At 35.1% G+C, this 19,188-nt stretch carries 16 protein-coding genes; 3 read left to right on the forward strand and 13 right to left on the reverse strand.

Annotation, left to right across the window (positions count from 1 at the left end):
- Positions 1–115: 115 nt before the first annotated feature.
- From LB454_RS08185 to LB454_RS08200, 4 genes are read right to left on the reverse strand one after another with little or no spacing between them, the layout of a single operon-like run.
- Entirely contained in the window at positions 116–1,069 is a 954-nt protein-coding gene (locus LB454_RS08185; protein WP_224464183.1) for an AAA family ATPase, read from the reverse strand.
- Between the two features lies 1 nt (position 1,070).
- Complete coding sequence (locus tag LB454_RS08190; RefSeq protein WP_224464184.1) at positions 1,071–2,507, reverse strand: peptidylprolyl isomerase; 1,437 nt, start codon at positions 2,505–2,507, stop codon at positions 1,071–1,073.
- On the reverse strand, positions 2,488–3,348 hold the full coding sequence (locus tag LB454_RS08195; RefSeq protein ID WP_224464185.1) for a hypothetical protein: 861 nt from the start codon (positions 3,346–3,348) through the stop codon (positions 2,488–2,490). Before LB454_RS08195 ends, LB454_RS08190 begins: the two co-directional genes overlap by 20 nt.
- On the reverse strand, positions 3,338–5,269 hold the full coding sequence (locus tag LB454_RS08200) for a peptidylprolyl isomerase (RefSeq protein WP_224464186.1): 1,932 nt from the start codon (positions 5,267–5,269) through the stop codon (positions 3,338–3,340). The genes LB454_RS08195 and LB454_RS08200 overlap by 11 nt, the downstream gene beginning before the upstream one ends.
- A gap of 115 nt (positions 5,270–5,384) precedes the next feature.
- On the opposite strand from LB454_RS08200, the gene LB454_RS08205 reads away from it, so the two are divergent.
- Both LB454_RS08205 and LB454_RS08210 read left to right on the forward strand, forming a co-directional pair.
- Positions 5,385–5,837, forward strand: a complete 453-nt coding sequence (locus LB454_RS08205) for an SRPBCC family protein (protein WP_224464187.1) — start codon at positions 5,385–5,387, stop codon at positions 5,835–5,837.
- A gap of 54 nt (positions 5,838–5,891) precedes the next feature.
- Positions 5,892–6,437, forward strand: coding sequence for an OmpH family outer membrane protein (locus tag LB454_RS08210; protein ID WP_224464188.1), 546 nt, complete (start codon positions 5,892–5,894; stop codon positions 6,435–6,437).
- Positions 6,438–6,511: 74 nt separating this feature from the next.
- Here the strand turns inward: LB454_RS08210 and guaB are convergent, their stop codons facing one another.
- The 3 genes from guaB to LB454_RS08225 form a co-directional block, all read right to left on the reverse strand.
- Positions 6,512–7,978 (reverse strand): IMP dehydrogenase, encoded by a 1,467-nt coding sequence (guaB, locus tag LB454_RS08215; RefSeq protein ID WP_224464189.1) that lies wholly within the window; start codon positions 7,976–7,978, stop codon positions 6,512–6,514.
- Positions 7,979–8,132: 154 nt separating this feature from the next.
- The gene (locus tag LB454_RS08220; protein WP_224464190.1) at positions 8,133–11,039 is read right to left on the reverse strand and encodes an NACHT domain-containing protein; all 2,907 of its coding nucleotides are present in this window, start codon (positions 11,037–11,039) and stop codon (positions 8,133–8,135) included.
- A gap of 461 nt (positions 11,040–11,500) precedes the next feature.
- Entirely contained in the window at positions 11,501–14,938 is a 3,438-nt protein-coding gene (locus tag LB454_RS08225) for a methylmalonyl-CoA mutase family protein (protein ID WP_224464191.1), read from the reverse strand.
- 145 nt (positions 14,939–15,083) lie between these two features.
- Here LB454_RS08225 and LB454_RS08230 point away from each other — a divergent pair, with 145 nt between their 5' ends.
- Positions 15,084–15,788, forward strand: coding sequence for a DUF4197 domain-containing protein (locus tag LB454_RS08230; protein ID WP_224464192.1), 705 nt, complete (start codon positions 15,084–15,086; stop codon positions 15,786–15,788).
- On the opposite strand, the gene LB454_RS08235 is transcribed toward LB454_RS08230, so the two are convergent.
- From LB454_RS08235 to infC, 6 genes are all read right to left on the reverse strand, one after another.
- Entirely contained in the window at positions 15,785–16,594 is an 810-nt protein-coding gene (locus tag LB454_RS08235; protein ID WP_224464193.1) for an alpha/beta fold hydrolase, read from the reverse strand. The two genes, LB454_RS08230 and LB454_RS08235, sit on opposite strands and share 4 nt — an antisense overlap.
- Before the next feature lie 70 nt (positions 16,595–16,664).
- On the reverse strand, positions 16,665–17,435 hold the full coding sequence (locus LB454_RS08240; RefSeq protein ID WP_224464194.1) for an ABC transporter substrate-binding protein: 771 nt from the start codon (positions 17,433–17,435) through the stop codon (positions 16,665–16,667).
- Positions 17,436–17,578: 143 nt separating this feature from the next.
- Entirely contained in the window at positions 17,579–17,818 is a 240-nt protein-coding gene (locus LB454_RS08245; RefSeq protein WP_224464195.1) for a hypothetical protein, read from the reverse strand.
- A gap of 171 nt (positions 17,819–17,989) precedes the next feature.
- On the reverse strand, positions 17,990–18,334 hold the full coding sequence (gene rplT, locus LB454_RS08250) for a 50S ribosomal protein L20 (protein WP_224464196.1): 345 nt from the start codon (positions 18,332–18,334) through the stop codon (positions 17,990–17,992).
- Between the two features lie 83 nt (positions 18,335–18,417).
- A complete protein-coding gene (gene rpmI / locus LB454_RS08255; protein ID WP_224464197.1) occupies positions 18,418–18,615 on the reverse strand; it encodes a 50S ribosomal protein L35 in 198 nt (65 codons plus the stop codon).
- A 25-nt stretch (positions 18,616–18,640) separates the two neighbouring features.
- A complete protein-coding gene (gene infC / locus LB454_RS08260; RefSeq protein ID WP_323670355.1) occupies positions 18,641–19,156 on the reverse strand; it encodes a translation initiation factor IF-3 in 516 nt (171 codons plus the stop codon).
- Positions 19,157–19,188: the final 32 nt, after the last annotated feature.

A 19,188-nucleotide genomic window follows, 5' to 3' on the forward strand; every position in this document is an offset into this window, starting at 1 on the left:
TAATTATCATATTTACATTTTAATCTAAATAAAGTTGATAAATCGATAAAAAAGAGATTAGAATGGAAATATATAAAAGTTAATGTCTTACAATTTAGATTGAATATCAATAAACTTAAAGCAATTTTTGAATAATGTCTTCTATTGAAATTTGTTCTGCTTCAGCCTTATAGTTCCTTACAACGCGATGCCTCAAGATTGAAGTAGCCACAGCTTGAACATCTTCAATATCAGGTGAGTATTTACCTTTTGAAGCGGCGTGTGTTTTGGCTGCAAGAACTAGATTTTGTGATGCTCTTGGCCCTGCACCCCAGTCTACATATGTATTAATAAACTCGGTACTTTGTCCAGTATTTGGTCTTGTCTTACCTACCAAACTTACAGCATACTCTATTACATTATCTGCAATAGGGATTTTACGAATGAGCTTTTGAAGTTGAATAATTTCTGAAGGTGAAAATAAAGGTTGAATTTTCACTTCCATATTTTGAGTTGTTGCCTTTACCACATCTACTTCTTCCTGGAATGTCGGATACGTCAAATTAACCTCAAACATAAATCTGTCCAGCTGGGCTTCAGGTAAAGGATAGGTTCCTTCTTGTTCTATGGGATTTTGAGTAGCCAGAACAAAATACGGATTAGAAAGTAAGTAATTTTTACCGCCAACGGTTACTGCCTTTTCCTGCATGGCTTCCAAAAGAGCTGCCTGGGTTTTAGGGGGTGTTCTATTGATTTCGTCGGCCAGTAATATATTTGTAAAAACAGGTCCCTTTAAGAATTTGAAAGCGCGGTTTTCGTCTAATATTTCAGAACCTATAATGTCACTAGGCATGAGATCGGGCGTAAACTGTACTCGCTTAAATTGAAGTCCTAAAGCTTGCGAAATTGTGTTCACCATCAAGGTTTTAGCAAGGCCAGGAACACCTACAAGTAATGAATGACCTCCAGAAAATATAGAAAGTAATAAGGTGTCAATCACCTCATCTTGACCAACTATAACTTTTGCAATTTCAGATTTTAAGACGTTATATTTCTTTACAAATTCGTCTAAATCAGTTACATCCGACATACTATTTTTTTATCCAAGACTTTGCAAATTCGCAAACCTTATAATCTCCATTCACTTTAATATAAGTATCCTGAACTTTTTTGGCTTTCCAGGCATTTATTTCCTTGAGCTTCTTTTGCTGTAACGCTAACTCTCTAATTCGAGTATAGTCCTCACTAAACTCAGCGACATGCTCAGGAATTTTCTTGGTAACCGTAATCAGTTTGAAAAATACTTTTGCAGTTCTAGGTTCAGAATCTTTGATAACTGGAGAAATCTCATTTTCTTTCAAATTATTCACCTGATCGTAAATAGAAGGGTCTACTTTAGTCAATTCAAATCTTCTATCACCAGTCGCATTATTGATAAGTTGACCTCCGCTTTCTCTTGTTTCTCTTTCATCTGAAACTTCTCTTGCAGCATCTCTAAAATTCACTTCACCGTTCACAATTTTCTCTCTCACTAGTTCAATTTCTTTCTTTGCCTTTTCTACCGCTTCAGAACTTATTTCTGGGTAAAGAAGGATATGTCTAACATCAACTTGCTGACCCCTAATTTTTTCTACAGTTAGGATATGCCATCCAAATTCAGTTTCGAAAGGTTTGCTTATTTCTCCTTCTCTTAAACTAAAGGCAGCATCTTTAAATTCTTTCACAAAATTATCTTCTTTTGACAAAGTTATTTTCCCGCCCTGACTTTTAGACCCCCTATCTTCTGAATAAAGGACTGCTTTCGTAGCAAAGCTTCCACCTGCCAAAACATCGTCTCTGAAGGAATTCAATTTATCGATGACGGCTTGTGTTTCCTTTTCGCCTACTTCAGGCTTAACAATAATTTGTGCTAATTCTACTTCGTCGCTTATTAAAGGAATCTCATCTTCTGGGATAGCTTCAAAGAAATCTCTGGTTTCCTCTGGCGTAATCTCCACCTCATCCACAATAGCTCCTTGCATCTCTTCTGCAAGCATCCGCTGTGTGTTGATTTCATTAAGCTGGTCTCTTAGCTCATCTTCGGTTTCGATCTTATAAAACCCAAGAAGTTTATCCATACTCCCCACCTGTTGAACAAATTGTCGGATTTGTTGATCTGTAAAACTTTCAACTCTGGCTGGATTAAACGGTAAACTGTCCTGTTGTGCATGGTGAGCAAACAGCTTATTCTCCATAATGGTTTCTGCAACATCACAAAAGGTAACATCCCCTACTTCTTGATTTTTCATATCCAGATAAGCCTTAGAAATATCACTTTCCAGTACCAAATAATCCCCAACCACTGCGGCAACTCCATCAATTTTGACGCGACCGTCTTCTGTAACCTTGGTAGCTTCAAGCACTTCTGGACCAATGTCAGAATCTTTTAAAAGGTTGTCTTTTTCATCGATGGTAACCTGTGCAAAAGTCATGAAGCTCGAAAGTAAAACCCCGAGTATCATGAGTAAATTAATAGACTTCAAATTCATTATTTTTTGTAGCATCTTTTGTAATCTCTTTTTCGATGTTCTTAGAAATATTTATCTTCTTTCTATTGAGCAAAATTTGCTCAATCGTTGGCCTCACATAACTTAAAGGCGCTTCTTCATTCCGTTTTAATGTAGATTTTATAACTATATAAAAATGATCGTTTTCACTTTCAATTTCGATAAAATTTTGAGTTTTCAAAAGTTCAGATTTATCTAACTCTACGCCTTTGTTCTCTTTAAATTCCTGCACTACATCAGAAACACGAACCCAAATAGAATCATTTAGAGATAATGATTTGAATTCCAAAGATTTCTCTTGCAATGATAGCATATCTTCAGGACTAAAACGCAAAAATTGACGTTTTATGTCCTTCAATGACTTCATTTTTTTATCCAATTGCAAATAGCGTATTTGAACAAGATCTTCGTTCAATTTAAAATTAGCTTTATTGCTTTCATAATAAATATTCACATCCACAGAATCTATCTGATTATTTAATTCTCTTTCTATTAAAGCATCTTTGTAAGCCTTTTTAAACAGCTGCTCCTCATATTTCATGGACAATTCCCTGAAATCATTTTGTTGATCGTTTGGCAAGTTAAGCTTCGCCCTGTCTAGTAAAAGCTTATCTGTTGCCCAGTTTTGGATGTATCGTCTGGCTGCGACAGCACTGTCTTCTGAAGTAAGTTTGCTAGAAAGATGACTTTCCAGTTCCTCAAAACTTAAGTAATGATTATTCACCCTAGCAACAAAGTTGGTATCTTCTTTTTTACTGAAGAAAGAACAAGCTCCTAGCGCCAACGAAATCAATACAACTCCTATAAAATATCTACTTTTCAAGTCTTTCTTTTACCTTTTTCAAAACATCATCATTCAAAACTATATCATAGCTGGCCCTCAATTCTGATATTATTTCCTGCTCCTTTTCTTCTTGTAAAATACTTATTATTTTACCATTCACTTCTTCAAATTTTGGAATTCTGGCTTCCTCAACTTCATCAACATTCATCATCAAAAATTGATTTGAATGCTTATAAATTTTACTTACACCTTCTCTAAATTTAAAACGCTTAGGAAGCTTTGCGGAGGATGCTTTTAAAATCATTTCTTCCAGAATGATATCCTCTGCTAATTCGACACTCAAGGTATCCTCTTGGCTTAGTTTTTTTAGTTCAGCCCTTAAGGCTTTAAGAGATTTCTTATTTTTAGAGGTGTAAATTTGTCCCTTTACTTTCTTAGGAACTTTAAAGTCTTGAGCATTGGAATTGTGATATTCTTGTTGAGACACAGTGTCTTTGGATACAGGCTCCCAGACCATAGCAGTCATGTAGTCAAAAATTAAAATACCATTTTTATACTCCTCGATTCTATCTGCAAACTCTTTGTCTATTTCTGGTAATTTCGTTTTATGATGAGACAACAACTCACTGTAAACCATATCATTTACCGCATTTTCTAAAACAATCTTGTGATCTGGCAACTTGGATAAAGTGCGCTGCTGTCTTTCCAAATATTCTCCAAACGTTTTATAATCCACTTCTCTATCTTCTACAGTGATAATGACTTTGGATGTTGAATTTTCCTGAGGTTCGTATCTCCATTTACTTTTAGAAAAACGGTCGTCCATCAGGTTCAAAAAATAATCTTTTGCTTTCTGATCGACTTTTACAGTGTATAACTCTTCAAGATCTTCTTTGATTTTGGATACCAAGATTTTGGACCTGGAGGAACTCTTTAATCTTCTCTTGTATTCTTCTTTGACCTCATCGTAAGGTTGAAGTGGAATCGTTTCTATCAATTTGACAATATGCCAACCGAATCTGGTTTTAAAGGGCTTTGTATAATCACCTTCATTTTCAAGTTTATAAGATTCATTCTCGTAAGCTTTTGAGTTTAAACCCCCAAGGCTAAACGGGGTGACAAAGCCACCTTCGCTTGCAGAATTTGGATCCTGACTGTATTGCTTGGCTAGTTCATGAAAATCTTCCCCTTCTTCTAGCCTATTGTATATTTTTTGAATTCTCACTTCTGGATCTTGAAGGGAGTCACTTGGCAGCAACATGATGTGTGCTGTTTTCAATTTACCTTTGGAGGGGCGTTCACCTGTTTTCTTTATAATGTGGTATCCATAATCAGTTCTTACAGGTTTTGACACTTCACCAACTTTCATAGCATATGCAGCGTCTTCAAATTCATAAACCATCTTGAAGGTATTAAACCAGTTCAAGTCTCCACCATTATTTTTTACTGAAGGATCTTCAGAATATTCTTTGGCCAGACTTTCAAAATCTTCTCCATTCTCAATACGCTTTTTCAACATCAAGGCTTTTTGATAAACCGCAGAAGTATCTTTTTCATATTTAGATAGGTTCAATAGGATATGGCTGGCTCTAACTTCAGTTTGAGTTCTGTCATAAGTTTCTTTCACCATAGCTTCGGTTACCTCGCCATTGGAAATGTAACTATCTGAAATTTGTTTGTAATATCTCCCAAATTCTTTTTTGAAAGAAGCAAGTGTATCGAGTTCGAGATCGTAGGCAGATATTAACTTCAATTGAAAATTTATGTAACGTTTTAGATGGTCTTCAACTGATTCAGTTTCCGAAGAAAGAAGACTTGAATTTTTTTGATAAGAATTTATAAATGCGTCAACTGCATACTTTTCGCCGTCAATTGTGAAAAGTGTTTTGTCTTCAATCTGGGCATTCGCAACAAAAACAAAGCATAATAAACATATGCAAAAACTAAAAAGTGGCTTCATTTTTTTGATTTTGAAAGCAAAAGTAAGAAAAATGCAAACGCACACAATGTTTAAGTTTTTTTAAAAAAGCAAGTTTACTCTATCACATTGCTTGGATAAGAATTAAACTTGTAATATGAAATATACTACTGAAATCATTATCAACAAACCTAGAGATCTTATTATAGAAACTTTTGAGAATTCGAGTTTACTTCCCCACTGGCAAAGAGGTTTAAAACGAAGTCGAGTGGTAAGCGGAAAAGATGGAGAAGTAGGAAGCAAAAGAAAGCTATACATTACTATGGAGGGCCAATCCATTAAAATGACAGAGACCATCATCAAGAAAAACCTACCAGAAGAATGGCATGGAAAGTACACTTCTAAGGGTATGGAAAGCATTCAACAGAATTTTTTTGAAGCTCTTAGCGATAATCAAACCAAGTGGACTTCGCATAGTGAATTTAAATTTTCTGGATTTATGAAACTTATTAGCAAACTGCTCCCCGACATATTCAAAAAAAGGTCGGTTCTCGTCCAGCAGGATTTCAAGGCATTTATAGAAGACGGTAAGAGCGTGAAAACAAATTAAGTAAGGTTTGATTTATAATTTATATTGACTTTATTTGTAAAAAATTTTTAGAAAATGAAATACATAATTTGCATTGCCTTATTCGCATTCAGTTTAAATGGCATCTCACAAACAAAAGTTGGAACTGTCAATAACGAATACATCCTATCTCAAATGCCAGAAATTAAAGATGTTGAAGAACAACTGAAAGTGTATAGTGCCAAACTAGACAGTACCATACAGGACAAGTACGATGCATACCGCGAAGTTGTAGCTGAGTACAATGAAAAGGAGGAAGAAGGTATGAACGATGTCATGAAAAAAATTAAACAAAAAGAAATTGTTGATCTTGAAGAAGATTTGAAAAAACTTCAGCAGAATTCATCTCAAATGTTGCAAATACAACAAGATGAATACCTAAGACCACTCTACAATAAAATTGGGAAAGCCATTGAAACCATCGTTCAGGAAGAAGGTTTTACTCAAATTTTTGATGAAAACAACAGTATCATTTACATCGACCCAGAATTCGACATCACTTTAAAAGTGCTTGACAAACTAGGTATTGAAGTTGAAGAGGGTAGCGCCGATGTGATTCCTGAAGATAACGGAGGTAACTAAATTCTAAAAACACCTTAAATTAAAAAAGCTCGAAATTTTTATTTCGAGCTTTTTTAATTTTATCACATGAAAGCTTATCTACTGTAATTCGGTGCTTCTTTAGTAATAGAAACACTGTGAGGGTGACTCTCCATCACACCCGAAGCTGTGATTTGTACAAATTCTCCATGTTCTTTTAAGGCTTGAATATCTTTTGCACCACAGTAGCCCATTCCAGCTCTGAGTCCACCTATGAACTGAACCATACTTTCCACCAGCTCGCCCTTGTATGGAACACGCCCTACAATGCCTTCTGGTACCAATTTTTTGATATCGTCTTCCACATCCTGGAAGTATCTGTCTTTAGAACCTTTATCCATGGCTTCAATAGATCCCATTCCTCTGTAGGATTTGAATTTTCTACCTTCGTATATAATGGTTTCTCCTGGAGATTCTTTGGTTCCTGCGAGAAGCGATCCAAGCATCACACAATCTGCACCGCCTGCAATCGCCTTTGGAATATCTCCGGTGTAACGAATACCACCATCGGCAATCACTGGAACGCCAGAACCCTTGATAGCCTCTGCCACTTCCATAACTGCAGAAAGTTGAGGAAAGCCAACTCCAGCAACAATACGCGTTGTACAGATAGAACCTGGACCTACGCCTACCTTCACGGCGTCTGCTCCAGCTTCGACCAGGTATTTTGCAGCGTCGGCTGTAGCGATATTCCCAACCACGACATCCAATTTTGGAAATTCTTTTTTGATAACTTTCAACACATTTACCACACCTTTGGTATGTCCGTGAGCTGTATCGATAACTACCGCATCCACACCAGCTTTTACCAAGGCAGCTGCTCGGTCAACAATATCGTTGGTCACACCCAAAGCTGCGGCCACTCTCAATCGACCGTATTCGTCTTTGTTGGCTGACGGCTTTTGAGTCAGTTTTGTAATATCTCTAAAGGTGATCAATCCTACCAGTTTATTGTCTTTGTCGACCACGGGTAGTTTTTCGATTTTATGGCGTTGCAACACGACTTCAGCTTCTTTTAGCGAAGTCCCTTCACTCACAGTGACCAGGTTTTTGGTAGTCATGACTTCCTTGATCGGTCTTTCGTTTTTAACCTCAAAACGCAAATCACGGTTGGTCACAATACCGATTAATTTATGAGAATCGTCTACAATAGGAATACCGCCGATACTGTGCTCTCTCATGCTATCATTAGCATCTTTCACAGTTGCAGTAATCGGAAGAGTAACTGGATCTATAATCATTCCGCTTTCGGCACGTTTCACTCTTCGTACTTTCAAAGCTTGCTCTTCTATGGTCATGTTTTTATGCAACACGCCAATGCCACCCTCTTGAGCAATTGCAATGGCCATTCTCGATTCTGTTACCGTATCCATGGCAGCAGAAACAATAGGAACATTAAGTGTAATATTTTTTGTGAATTTGCTTTTTATACTCACCGTTCTTGGCAGAACGTCTGAATAAGCTGGTACTAAAAGAACATCGTCGTAGGTAAGTCCAAGTCCTTTTACTTTTGAATTTGTCATTGCAATTAGATTTAATTGCGTGCAAATATACTTAATTTACAATTAAGTGACTGAGACTTTAAGGTTTAGTTTGGAATTTCGGGGTTAGGAATGAAAAATGATGAGTTTTTAAAAAAATTCCGAAATGACGAATTGAAGTAAAACAATTTAAGCTTTAAGCAAAACGGCCTTTAATTAAATCTTTTGAAAATTTAAAATGTTGATATATATAATCCTTGACTTTTTTATTTCCATTTTCCTCACTTAATATTACATTTAAATGTTCCTTGAAAGTGTTATCGTTTATTTGATTTGCAATTTTCAACAAATCAATTTGAGGCTTTATTTTTTTATAAAAAGGTATTTCAAATCTCCCGACATAAAAAATCGGAATTAGTAATTGAAGATATTCTTTATCCTCTATATTATTAAAATTATTAACTAAATTATTTATTTTATTAAATGTAAATGAGAATATTGGGAATTCAAATAAGTTATTGACAAAGTTTGTAACGTCATCTGAATATTCTTTAACTGTTTTTATAAATTTATTAAAAACTAAGTGATCACTATGAAAGAGAATTTCTCTAATAGAAATTAAGCCAAAAGGCAAATAAGAGAAATTTGAGAATTTAGAATTTATCTCTTTATGAAATTTTTCTACTCCAAAAAGGCTTAAAAACTTTTTAGAATAATCAATTATATTATTGTCATATGAATTAGGATTTATTAAAAAAGCGTTCATTATAAAATTAAGTTCATCATCTTCAATTAAATTTTTATTAGATATTCTTATTACATCATTTTCTAAATCTTCCCTATTACTATTCTTCAAAACATCTGAACCATTACATATTTCAAGGTAAAATGATAGAAGGTCAATTTTAGATATTTCATCTGTTGAAAATAATTCTTTAATTATATTTTCTATTATATATCTTTTATCAGAATTTTTAAAGTGATCTGTTAATAAGAAAAAGGGGGAAGTTGAAGTTGCAGAAAATCCTACAGGTTGATTTTTAAACTTTTCTTTGTTATTTATTAATTTTAAAATTGAATATTTTACTACTTGTTTATAAACTTGATTGCTAACGTTTTGTAAACTAGGAAATATTTGAATAAAGAAAACTGAAGATTCATTGTTATTTTCAAATTGATAAATTATTAATTCATCAATAATCTCGTTATCTGCTTGATCTTTATCAATTAGATTCATCAATAACTCTAATACAATATGCCAAAAAGGACTCATTATGTATTCTGCTATTAATTTATTTCTAAGATCTTTTTTATGCTTTTTTTCGATGTTTGTAAATATCCAATATGCTGTAAAATACTCTAAAAATGTTTTATGAGTAAAATTATTATCAAAATACAAAGATCTTTTCTCTGCATATTCTAGAAATTTTTCGGCTGAATTCTCAGATATGAATTCGTCTGTAACTTTTAATTTTTCATTTAAACTTTTAGCAACAGTATTCTTAGCTCTTTGATAAGTGATTTTTCCATTTTTACTACTTAGCTGTTTGTACTGCCAGTAAGCCAAATCCGCAAAAATAGTATCCTTTCTTTTATAAATATCTTCAGGCAAACTAATATCTAGACCCTTACTGTAGTCCCACTTATCTACTAGTGTTTTAGTGCACGATTGGTAGATTTCAAGTTTAGACTCAGGAACTTTTAAATTATTTCTATATAAAATAACAATCAATGAAAGTAAAAGCGGATTTGACACTAATTCTTGGTCTATTAAATTCCTTTTATCTAACAAATCCTCAATTTCTTTTTCTCTTGTGTTTTCATTAGGTTCTTCAATTAAGTACCAATTCTCAATATAATTTTGTATCTGATAATCATTAAATTGATTAATATTCAATTTTAAAACAAGACCCTCATTCAAAGCTGCGTCGTTATAACCAATAAACCTTGATGTAACAATAATTCTAGAATTTGGATATAAAGTGATGAAATTTTCTATGTCATTCTTAACATTCAATTTATCGTTCAAATCAAATATTTCGTCTAATCCATCAAATATTATAAGACTCTTTTTTCTTTTTAAAATATTCTCTAAATCTAAATAGGGAATGTCTGAAAAACCAAATTCTAATTCCATAACATATTTTAAAAATCTAACTAAACCTCCTTTGTCATTTTTTTTAAAATTGTGGTATTTCCTAAGTTCAAGACGAAAAGGAATTCTTTTCAAAATAGGTTTATTTATAAATTCACTTTCATCATTTTTAACAATTTTAAGTGTTATATACTTAGTTAAAATTGATTTACCACTACCAGGATTACCTAATATAACTAAACTTTTATCAAAGTCGAAAATACTGTTCAAATTGATATCCAAATTCTCATCAAATTCAGGATCTTTCTTAATAAGGTTCGCCTTATCATTTTCATGAATTCTGAAGGTTGGTTTAACAAATAAGTCTTCTAAATTTTTCCTTTTTCCCTTTTTAATGGACAAATCAAGCCCTAGCCCAATAAAATTCAATTGTGAATAATTGTTAATTACACATAAGCTATATTTTTCCAAAAAGCTTGAAGTAGAAAAGTTATTTTTAAATTTTTTTTCTAAGAGCAATTTTATTTTACCAATCTCTCCTCTTGTTAATGACGAATTTTTTTCAATTTCTTTTAAACTATTATTCAAACCAAGCACAGTTAAATAAATTTCTTTATTAGATAATATCGTATTGAATAATTGATCTTTTTGTAATTCCTTTTTTAAAATCTCAATAAAATCTTTTAAAAAATCAGGAGAAATAGTTGAATTATCAAATTTTTGCTCAATGATTTCTTTGTTAATTTTTGAATCTGTAAAAAGTAATTTCATTAATTCACTCAGAACCTCCTCCTGTTTAAACAAATATTCAATGTTACCACCTAATGCATCTGGATAAGATTCTTTAAGTTTTAACGCAGATTTATTTACAACTTTATAGAAGTTTTTATCAAAGTTTGGCTTTTGAATATTATCATAAAGACTATCGAAACCTTTATCAATTATTTTTTTACCCAACCAGACACTGACAGGTAAAAGCACATTAAAATCAAATATTATATCTTGCATTAAATATTACTTAATTAAAGTTTTTTCCATAATAAAAATACACTTTTACACTAAAGATTTAGTATAAATAATTGAAATTTTTAATTTAAACCTCGCGTGAGGGATTGCAGCGGTTACCCCGGAATAAAAAAGCCTAAGTCTTGCAGGATAGAGGAAGCGACTGTAAGAAGCTTTCTCGATTCTAGCAAGTCCAGGCTTTTGTTGAGGAGTAAAAGCGAAAAGCCTGCCTTGCCGGCAGGCAGGCCCGACCCCTCCCCAACGCCTTGGGGAGGGGTCACACCCAGAGTATAATTAAAAAATTAAACCTGAATCCACTGCATTAATCGGGATAAGCGATTCGCACACATTGCCAACCCTGAAAAAACTTCCAAACTAAATCCATCCCGATTCACTCCGTTACTCGGGATAAGCGATTCGCACAAATTTTGCTGCGCTTAAGCTTGCAAAATTTGGCTCTCTGCTTACATGTTTCTTCGGTACTGGCCGCCGACTTCAAATAGGGCTTCGGTGATTTGACCCAAAGAACAATACTTGGTCGCTTCCATTAATTCCTCGAAGATGTTTTCGTTCTTTATCGCTGCTTCCTGGATGCGTTTCAAGTTTTTAACTGCCCTGTTTTCGTAAACTTTATGGAGCTTCTCCAGAGTACTGATTTGGAATTCCTTCTCCTCCTCGGTCGCGCGAATCACTTCTCTTGGCTTGACCGTTGGCGAACCCTTGGAACTTAAGAAGGTGTTCACGCCGATGATTGGGAATTCTCCGGTGTGTTTGAGGGTTTCGTAATGCAAGCTTTCCTCTTGAATTTTGCTTCGCTGGTACATGGTTTCCATCGCGCCAAGCACGCCACCACGCTCTGTAAGGCGATCAAATTCCAGCAACACGGCTTCTTCCACAAGATCAGTTAACTCCTCGATAATGAAGGAACCCTGAATTGGGTTTTCGTTTTTGGCAAGTCCAAGTTCTTTGTTGATGATTAACTGAATCGCCATCGCTCTTCGCACAGACTCTTCGGTTGGGGTGGTAATCGCTTCATCGTAAGCATTGGTATGCAGAGAGTTGCAGTTATCGTATATCGCATACAGCGCCTGGAGGGTTGTACGAATGTCATTAAAGTCAATTTCCTGAGCATGAAGTGATCTTCCTGAGGTTTGAATATGGTATTTCAACATCTGCGCTCTGGAGTTGGCTCCATATTTATCCCGCATGGCTTTGGACCAAATACGTCGAGCAACTCTACCAATAACCGCATATTCGGGGTCGATGCCGTTCGAGAAAAAGAAACTTAAGTTCGGCCCAAACTTATTGATGTCCATGCCACGGCTCAAGTAATATTCCACATAAGTAAAGCCATTGGAAAGCGTTAAGGCCAACTGAGTGATTGGGTTGGCACCTGCCTCGGCAATGTGGTAACCAGAAATAGACACCGAATAGAAGTTTCGGACTTTATTTTCGATAAAATATTCCTGAACGTCACCCATCAAACGGATGGCAAATTCTGTAGAGAAAATACAGGTGTTCTGCGCCTGGTCTTCTTTAAGAATATCGGCCTGAACTGTTCCCCGCACCACAGCGATGGTGTCCATTTTGATTTTCTGATAGACGTCTGCTGGTAGCACCATATCACCAGTAACGCCAAGCAGCATCAAACCTAGGCCATTGTTTCCTTCTGGCAGTTTACCTTGATAGACTGGACGTTCGGTTCCATTGTTCTTGTAAATATCTTTGATTTTAGCTTCAACTTCGTTTTCGAGGCCATTTTCTTTAATGTACTTCTCACATTGCTGATCGATAGCAGCATTCATAAAAAAGCCAAGCAACATTGGCGCTGGTCCGTTGATGGTCATACTCACCGACGTCATCGCATCTGCAAGGTCGAATCCTGAATACAATTTTTTGGCATCGTCCAAACAACAGATAGACACTCCCGCATTACCGATTTTCCCATAGATATCTGGACGGTGATCAGGGTCGTTCCCGTAAAGGGTTACCGAGTCAAAAGCTGTAGACAAACGTTTGGCTGGTAAGCCAGCACTTACATAGTGAAATCTGCGATTGGTTCGCTCTGGCCCACCTTCTCCTGCAAACATCCGTGTAGGATCTTCACCTGTTCGTTTGAAGGGGTAAAGTCCAGCGGTGTAAGGGAATTCGCCAGGTACATTCTCTTGCAGTAACCACTTGAGCAAATCTCCCCAGGCCTTGTATTTTGGTAATGCCACTTTTGGAATTTTGGTATGTGAAAGCGACTCCGTATGCGTGTCAATTTTGATTTCCTTATCTCTTACTTTGAAGGTGTAAACCTCATCAGTATATTTCTGAACTACATGTTCCCAGTCTAAAATCTTCTCCCAGTTGTAAGGATCAAAATCCATTTTGACACGGTCAAATTCTTTTTTCAGCAGGTTGACTAAAGTTTCATTTTCTGAAGTCGTCACCTCTTCTAAATGTGATTCTTCTATCCCGTTTTTATCTAATTCGAGTTTAGAATTGGTTGCACTTTCCAAGGTTTTAAAAATCCCGTAAAGCTTTTGAGCCACTTCTACCTGCGAGTTGGTTTTCTCATCGTAAGAACGGTTGTTTTCAGAAATTTCTGAAAGGTAACGCGTCCTTGCTGGCGGAATAACAAATATTTTTTCTGACATCTCATCGGTGATTTGGTAATCACTCTTGAGCTTGGTCGATGTTTTTTCTGATAACTGATCCATGATCCTTTTGTAAAGAATATTCATGCCTGGATCATTAAACTGAGAGGCAATGGTTCCGTAAACCGGCAAGGTTTCTGGCTTGGCATCCCATAAATTGTGATTGCGCTGGTACTGTTTTTTGACATCCCGCAAGGCATCCTTGGCGCCGCGTTTGTCAAATTTATTAATCGCGACCAAGTCGGCGAAATCCAGCATATCGATTTTTTCCAACTGCGTTGCTGCCCCAAATTCTGGTGTCATGACATACAGTGACACATCCGAATGGTCTAAAATTTCGGTATCACTTTGTCCAATACCAGAAGTTTCTAAAATGATCAAGTCATACTTAGCAGCTTTCAAAACTTCCACAGCTTCCTGTACATATTTTGACAAAGCCAAATTGGATTGTCTCGTTGCCAAGGAACGCATATACACTCTTGGAGAATTAATAGCGTTCATCCGAATGCGATCTCCCAGTAAAGCACCGCCTGTTTTTCTTTTGGAAGGATCTACAGAGATGATTCCTATTTGCTTATCGTCAAAGTCCACTAAAAATCGACGAACCAGTTCATCCACCAAAGAAGACTTTCCGGAACCACCAGTTCCCGTAATTCCTAATACAGGAGTGCCCTCCGTCCCCTCCAAAGCAGGGGTGAAAAGTTCTTTAAATTCTTCGTGTCTGTTTTCTGCTAAAGAAATTAAACGTGCGACTGTATTAACATCTTTTTGATCAAGTGCGTCTTGAATTCCCTTCCCTTTGGGAAGGGTAAGGGACGGGCATTTAAAATCAGCTTGCTTGACCAGATCATTGATCATCCCTTGCAATCCCATCTCACGACCATCATCTGGAGAATAAATTCTGGTAATCCCATACTCCATGAGTTCTTCGATTTCTTCAGTAAGGATCACTCCTCCACCACCACCAAAGATTTTAATATGTCCCGCTCCTTTCTCCTGAAGCAAATCATACATGTATTTGAAGTATTCATTATGTCCTCCCTGATAAGAGGTCATCGCAATCGCATTTACATCTTCCTGAATGGCTGTATTAACAACTTCCTCTACACTTCTGTCATGACCTAGATGTATCACTTCCACTCCAGTAGACTGAATAATTCTACGCATAACATTGATGGCTGCATCGTGTCCGTCAAAAAGAGACGCAGCGGTAACAATTCGTATTTGATGTTTTGGTGTATATGGTTTTTGTTGCTCCATTATATAATTGAGTTATAAATAATTTTTGTGGCGTGAAATTACGAAATATTCAATTTAAAGCTGAAGATTTAAGCTTAGAATAACGAAAAGATAGGTTGTAGTTTTGAAAGGCTTTATCTTTGCAAAACGACTTAAATTTAGAATGATGAAACAGGCGATCTCATTTGTTTTACTAATTATATTTTTTACTTCTTGCGCAGAGCTTGAGCAAATTTCAAAAGAAATAGCTAAATCCGGTAATCTTACTGAACAACAAATTGCAAACGGACTTCAGGAAGCCTTATCCAAAGGTGTTGATCAGCAAGTCTCAAAGCTGACTAAAGAAGATGGCTTCTACAACAATTCTCTAGTAAAAATAGGACTCCCACAAGAATTATCTTCCATAGAAAGCACCCTCAGAAGTCTTGGACTTAACAATCTAACAGATCAAGGCATAAAAGCACTGAACACGACTGCTCAGCAAGCTGTGAAAGAAGCAACTCCAATAGTTAAAAAGGCCATCCAAGACATGACTTTCGAAGAGGCAAAAAACATCCTGCTTGGTAATAATATCGCTGCAACTACCTACCTTAGAGAAAAAACCCAAGAAGAATTGTACCAAAAGTTTGAACCCATTGTGAAAGACAACTTTCAAAAAGTTGGTGCAGAACAAATATGGCAAAATGTAATACAAAAGTACAATCAGATTCCATTAACCGAAAATGTAAACCCGGATCTGACAGACTATGTTACCAACGAAGCTTTAAAAGGTGTTTTTAAAATGATTGAACTTGAAGAGGTTCAAATCAGGAATGATGCTAAAGAAAGAAGTACTGAATTATTGAGGCGTGTTTTCGCTTTACAAGACTAAACTGTTTTGAGTTGACATGAAGAATTTTCCAAACTCTTTATAAAGTCAATAACCTGAGAATTGAAAACCCTTGGCTGCTCAACATTTACTACATGACCGCAGTTTTTCAAAATAAAAAGCTTTGCTTCCTTATGGGTTTCAGAAATTTTCCTAACAGCTGGAAGGAATAAGTAATCCTGCTCTCCCATCATATATAATGAAGGAATATCAATGGCTTTTTGTCTAAAGAATTTCAGTAACGGATTTATTTCTGAAGTTAATTTAAACCAACGTATAAATTCTTTCTGATATAACTTTTTAGCTTCGTTCACAAAAAGATTTCTTGATTTTTTGTGGTTTTTTCTAGGCATAATGATAAACGCAAACAGTTTGTATAAAATCATGTAAGGAACTACAGATTTAAAAATCACTCCTACATTCATCAAAAATCTAGACCGCACATTCATTTTCATGATTGCACCACCCATAATCATACTCGATACACGTTCAGGGTAATTCTCAGCTAAATTTCTTATCAAAATGGTACCAAGAGAAATACCGACAAAATGTGACTTTTCTACCTGATTAGCATCCAAAACTTCTATAATATCGTTTGTTATAGCATCAAAAGTATAATTCTCATCTAAAGAATCCTGTAGTTTAGGATTGGAATTGCCATGACCTCTTAAGTCCAGCAGCAGAATATTAAAATGTGATTTAAAAGCCCTTAATTGCTTAAACCAAATCGAAGAACTGCCACCCGCACCATGAACAAATGTCACCCATTGTTTTGAAGACTTATGATGATATGTTGAATGATGAATCAATTCTTTATTTTTTGTAAATATACACAGGAAAATTATCTTAAGTCCAATGTCTTAAAAACCTATCATAATTTTATAATTTGTCCCTTAATTTTTCAAAATAATCAAAAGCCTTTATTAATCTTGATCCATACCAGCTGAAGTATTCACCATCTACAATCTTTAAGGCTTCAGAATTCAATTTGAATTCATCTTTATGTTTGTTTTTAAAAGGAAAAGGCTCGGATGATAGCAAAATGTAATCCACCTCTTTCAAATTTTGAAGCTCAACTTCAGGATACCTTTCCAGGTTATCATATACATTTTCGAAATTATTAAGCTTCAGCATATAATTAATAAAGGTTGAATTTCCTGCAACCATCCAGGGATCTCGCCATATAAAATAAGCGACCTTCACTTTAGGCTGATCTTCCATACCTCTTCTGAATTTGATAAAGCTAGATTGGATCTTATCAATAAGTGCATTTCCTTCAGCGTGAATATTAAAAATAAGATTCAGGTCTTTGATGAGAATAAACAAGTCTTCAATGGTTTTGATGTCACTTACATAAACTGAATGATGCCTCGACAATTCATCTACATCATCTAACTCATTTTCCTCTTTATTAGCCAAAATAAAATCTGGGTTCAGGCTTCTAATCTTATCTAATTTAGCGGTTTTAGTTCCACCAATGACTACAGCAGTCTTTCTTATATCTTTAGGGTGTACGCAAAATTTTGTAACACCTACTATTTTATTCCTTAAGCCTAAATCGACTAAAAGCTCTGTTAGACTTGGTACTAAAGACACGATTCGTAAAGGAATTGAATTAAAGTTTACCGCTCTATTGAGTTGGTCTCTCATACATTCTCTATCTAAAATTATCAGAATTATCTTTTCAAAATTACGAAAAGATAATTTTAAGAATTAAAAAACCCTGCAGGATCCAAACATTTGGAAGCAGGGTAATAAATTTTTAATTATAGAAGCCCTTAAAAACTTTCAACTTATGCTGAGGGTGCCCAGGAAGAGCATAACATTCCAGGAGCTGCTTTAGAAGGATGTGCACAACTTGAGGTTTCATGCTTATTACAATTTGTGCAGCTTCTTTCATTTTTAAGTTCTGCTTTCATATCAAATTGATCACAAGTGTATTTTTGAGAAACCAAAACTTCGTGCTTGCTGCAAAATGCATTTTCAACAAGATTGACACAGTTACTACAATTGTTTGCGAATCTAATAGCCATAATATTTAATTTTTAAGATTAATTTCAACTTTCAAACGAATATAAATATTACTTGAAGTTTATAAGTTAAAAACTAAACAAATCGCTACAATACATCTTTGGACTGATTAAAAATAAAAAGCACCTATAGATTAACAGGTGCTTTTTTAATTGCGATAATAAGTTTAGAATTTATTTTACTTGGTCGACTACAGCTTTAAAGGCTTCAGGGTTGTTCATAGCTAAATCAGCTAAAACTTTTCTGTTCAACTCAATGTTATGAGCCTTTACCTTCCCCATAAACTGGGAATAAGATAAACCGTGCAATCTCGCAGCAGCATTAATTCTAATGATCCAAAGCGATCTAAAATTTCTTTTCTTGGTTTTGCGGTCTCTGTAAGCATATAACATTGCTTTTTCAACTGCATTTTTAGCTACTGTCCAAACGTTTTTACGACGTCCGTAGTAACCTTTGGCTTGTTTCATTATTTTTTTCCGTCTTGCTCTTGAAGCTACAGAATTTGTTGATCTTGGCATAATTTAAAGTGTTTTTGTAGTAGGCAGTTGCTTCCAACATTTTATGAGCCTAACTCCATGGATTAATAATTAACCTTGTTTGCTTATTTTAAGCGTAATTGAGTTTTGATGCTATGCTCATCTGCTTTATGTACTAAAGCACTGTGAGTTAACTTCAATTTTCTCTTTTTTGACTTTTTGGTCAAAATGTGACTTTTGAATGCTTGTTTACGCTTTATCTTACCTGTACCGGTAATTTTAAAACGCTTCTTAGCACTCGATTTGGTTTTCATTTTAGGCATTTGAATATATTTAGGATTATCGCAATTATTTTTTTGAAATTGGCGCAAGAATCATAATCATTCTTTTTCCTTCCAATTTCGGCATTTGTTCTACTTTAGCTAAGTCTTCAAGATCTTGAGCAAGTCTTAATAGTAAAATTTGGCCTTTGTCTTTAAAAACTATAGAACGCCCTTTAAAAAATACAAAGGCTTTTAACTTAGCACCATCTTTAAGGAATTTCTCAGCATTTTTCTTTTTGAATTCGTAATCGTGGTCATCTGTATTAGGCCCAAAACGAATTTCTTTTACAACCACCTGAGTTGTTTTCTGTTTTAAAGCTTTTTCTCGCTTCTTTTGTTCATACAAGAATTTCTTGTAATCCATAACTTTACAAACAGGAGGATCTGCCTTTGGAGATATTTCTACCAAATCAAGTTCCTGTTCTTCAGCCATGGCCAAAGCTTCCTTGAGTGAATAGATATCTACTTTTACATTCTCACCAACCACACGAACCTTTGGAGCTCTTATCTTCTCGTTGATCTTGTGAGGGTTTTCTTTAATTTGCCTCGGTGCCTGTCTTGATTTTTTTCTAC

This window comes from Psychroflexus montanilacus, assembly GCF_020164535.1.
Classification (GTDB): Bacteria; Bacteroidota; Bacteroidia; order Flavobacteriales; family Flavobacteriaceae; genus Psychroflexus; species Psychroflexus montanilacus.

Excerpts from the sequence above, each read along its gene's own strand:
- LB454_RS08190 (WP_224464184.1), bottom strand. The coding sequence starts at position 2,507 with ATGAATTTGAAGTCTATTAATTTACTCATGATACTCGGGGTTTTACTT.
- LB454_RS08200 (WP_224464186.1), bottom strand. The coding sequence starts at position 5,269 with ATGAAGCCACTTTTTAGTTTTTGCATATGTTTATTATGCTTTGTTTTT.
- rplT (WP_224464196.1), bottom strand. The coding sequence starts at position 18,334 with ATGCCAAGATCAACAAATTCTGTAGCTTCAAGAGCAAGACGGAAAAAA.
- LB454_RS08210 (WP_224464188.1), top strand. The coding sequence starts at position 5,892 with ATGAAATACATAATTTGCATTGCCTTATTCGCATTCAGTTTAAATGGC.
- LB454_RS08230 (WP_224464192.1), top strand. The coding sequence starts at position 15,084 with ATGAAACAGGCGATCTCATTTGTTTTACTAATTATATTTTTTACTTCT.
- LB454_RS08220 (WP_224464190.1), bottom strand. The coding sequence starts at position 11,039 with ATGCAAGATATAATATTTGATTTTAATGTGCTTTTACCTGTCAGTGTC.
- LB454_RS08205 (WP_224464187.1), top strand. The coding sequence starts at position 5,385 with ATGAAATATACTACTGAAATCATTATCAACAAACCTAGAGATCTTATT.
- LB454_RS08245 (WP_224464195.1), bottom strand. The coding sequence starts at position 17,818 with ATGGCTATTAGATTCGCAAACAATTGTAGTAACTGTGTCAATCTTGTT.
- guaB (WP_224464189.1), bottom strand. The coding sequence starts at position 7,978 with ATGACAAATTCAAAAGTAAAAGGACTTGGACTTACCTACGACGATGTT.
- LB454_RS08225 (WP_224464191.1), bottom strand. The coding sequence starts at position 14,938 with ATGGAGCAACAAAAACCATATACACCAAAACATCAAATACGAATTGTT.
- LB454_RS08240 (WP_224464194.1), bottom strand. The coding sequence starts at position 17,435 with ATGAGAGACCAACTCAATAGAGCGGTAAACTTTAATTCAATTCCTTTA.
- rpmI (WP_224464197.1), bottom strand. The coding sequence starts at position 18,615 with ATGCCTAAAATGAAAACCAAATCGAGTGCTAAGAAGCGTTTTAAAATT.
- LB454_RS08185 (WP_224464183.1), bottom strand. The coding sequence starts at position 1,069 with ATGTCGGATGTAACTGATTTAGACGAATTTGTAAAGAAATATAACGTC.